At 69.3% G+C, this 2,357-nt stretch carries 2 protein-coding genes; both read right to left on the reverse strand.

The features are described 5' to 3' along the window. Nucleotides 1-97: 97 nt before the first annotated feature. Nucleotides 98-1,084 (reverse strand): AraD1 family protein, encoded by a 987-nt coding sequence (araD1, locus tag CVH10_RS16790; protein WP_035599839.1) that lies wholly within the window; start codon nucleotides 1,082-1,084, stop codon nucleotides 98-100. Nucleotides 1,085-1,223: 139 nt separating this feature from the next. Continuing rightward, complete coding sequence (locus CVH10_RS16795) at nucleotides 1,224-2,183, reverse strand: family 43 glycosylhydrolase (RefSeq protein ID WP_035599843.1); 960 nt, start codon at nucleotides 2,181-2,183, stop codon at nucleotides 1,224-1,226. Between the last annotated feature and the right edge of the window lie 174 nt (nucleotides 2,184-2,357).

The following is a 2,357-nucleotide window of genomic DNA, read 5'->3' on the forward strand; positions in this document are numbered from 1 at the left end:
GTGGCGGGATCGACGGCCTGGATCGCCTTGCCGTCGCTGAGCACGGCCTGCTGGCCGATCAGTTGCTTGCCTTCCAGTGTCATGGAACCTCCTGGGGTCACAGGGAATGAACGGGGGTGTCGGCGGCGACGTCCTCGAACGCCAGCGGGTTGCGCAGCGTGCGGCCGAAGGCCGGCAGATCGATCTCGAAGCGGTCGCCGTCGCGGGTCTGGACGCCGTCGGCGAAGCTCAGCGTCGCGGTGCCGAAGAAGTGCACGTGGACGTCGCCGGGGCGCCGGAAGCCCGGGTACTTGAAGTGGTGATGCTCGAGGTTGGCGACGGTGTGGGCCATGTTGGCCTCGCCGGTGAGGAAGGGCTTCTCCCACAGGGTCTCGCCGTCGCGCACGATGCGGCTGGTGCCCTCGAGGTGGTCGGGCAGCTCGCCGATCAAGAGCTCCGGGCCGAAGCTGCAGTGGCGCAGCTTGGAATGGGCCAGCCACAGGTAGTTGAAGCGCTCGGTGACGTGGTCGGAGAACTCGTTGCCGATGGCGTAGCCGACGCGCCAGGGCTGGCCATCGTCGCCGATCACGTAGAGCCCGGCGAGTTCCGGCTCCTCGCCGGCGTCCTCGGCGAAGGCCGGCACCGGCATCGGCGCCTCGGGGGCCACCACGCAGTCGCCGTCGCCCTTGTAGAACCACTCCGGCTGGGCGCCGGTCTCGCCGGCGGCGGGCTTGCCGCCCTCCACGCCGAGCTTGAACATGCGCATGGAGTCGGTCAGCTCGGACTCGTCGGCCTGGGTCTTGGCGTGCATGGAGGCGCGGGTGTCGGCGCTGCCCAGGTGGGTCAGGCCGGTGCCGGTGACCAGGCAATGGGCCGGGTCGTCATGGGTCAGCGGCGGCAGCAGGCGGCGCTCGTCGATCAGCTGGCCGTAGTCGAGGCGCGTCTCGGTCAGCGCCGCCTCGACGACCTCGGCCAGCGGGCGGCCGGCGGCGATGGCGCGCCGGGCCAGGGTGTAGGTGTCGGCCTCGGTCAGGCGGACCCTGTTGTCGTCTTCGACCAGGGCGGCGCGGGCGGCGCCGTCATGAAGGCACTGGATGATGCGCATGGCGTGTGTCCTCGGCTGTCGGGTCGGGGCGGCGAAGCACCGAAGTGGCCCCATCATAGCCCCGGCTCCCGGTGTATGTGCAACATATAATTTTATATGTTGATTCTATTGTGTCGTGATGATGGTGGCTGGCCGTTTCTCACCGGGCCGGCGGCAGGGTGTCCTCGCCGGCGCGGCCGAAGTCCGGGAAGCCTTGCTCGTCCCAGCGGATCGGCTTGACGTAGGTATGGCGGTTGGGGTCCCACAGGGGATCGCCCTGGATGTCGGTGTAGGTCCGGGCGTGATAGACGAGCAGGTCGTTGCCGTCCTCGTCGACCGTGAAGCCGTTGTGGCCGGGGCCGAAGATCTCGTGGGCCGGATCGCTGACCAGGATCGGCGTCGGTGACTTCGACCAGCTCGCGGCGTCCAGCGGGTCGCTGTCGGCATCGGCCCACAGGAGCCCCACGCAGTAGTTCTCGTCGGTGGCGCTGGCCGAGTAGGTCAGCAGCAGCCGGCCGTGGCGCTGCAGCACCGCCGGGCCCTCGTTGACCAGGAAGCCGCGTGTCTCCCAGTCGTATTCCGGCACGCTCAGCCTGGTCGGCATCCCGGCCAGACGGGTCGGGCCCGCCAGCTCGGCGATGTAGAGGTTCGAGTTGCCGGGAATGGCCGGGTCCTTCTGGGCCCAGACGTAGTAGTCGCGCCCGCGTAGCTGGAAGGTCGTGGCGTCCAGGCAGAAGCTGTCCAGTGGCGTCTCCATCTGCACAGGCTCGCTCCAGTCGCCGGCCAGCGGATCGTCCGCCGCGCAGGTGATGGCGTACATCCGGTGCTGGAAGAGGCCGTCGACGATCTCGCGGGACGGCGCGGCGGCGAAGTAGATCACCCACACGCCGTCGACGCGATGCAGCTCGGGGGCCCAGATCAGCGCGCACAGCGGCCCCGTGTCGGGCTTGCGCCATACCGTGGTGGCCGGCGCCTTGGCCAGACCGGCGATGTCGTCGGCGCGACGAATCTCCAGGCGGTCGTAGTCGGGCACCGAGGCGATGAAGTAGTAGTGGCCGGCGTGCGCGAGGATCCAGGGATCGGCGCGCTGCTCGACGAGGGGCTCGGGCGTCAGTGTCATGGAAGGCTCCTTGGCATGGGCGGACGAGCGGTTGGCGGTCATCACCGGGCCTGTCCGGTGGGGCAGGGCGACGGGTCTCGCCGCCCTGCCGGCGTCGTTACACCAGCCACATGGCGAGGTTCGGCCAGAACAGCAGCGCGAACAGCACGCACAGCTGCAGGGCGATGAAGGGCA

This window comes from Halomonas sp. ND22Bw (assembly GCF_003011945.1).
GTDB lineage: Bacteria > Pseudomonadota > Gammaproteobacteria > Pseudomonadales > Halomonadaceae > Halomonas > Halomonas halophila.

Bases quoted from the DNA above. Each gene is read 5' to 3' on its own strand.
- araD1 (WP_035599839.1), bottom strand. From the start codon at position 1,084: ATGCGCATCATCCAGTGCCTTCATGACGGCGCCGCCCGCGCCGCCCTG.
- CVH10_RS16795 (WP_035599843.1), bottom strand. From the start codon at position 2,183: ATGACACTGACGCCCGAGCCCCTCGTCGAGCAGCGCGCCGATCCCTGG.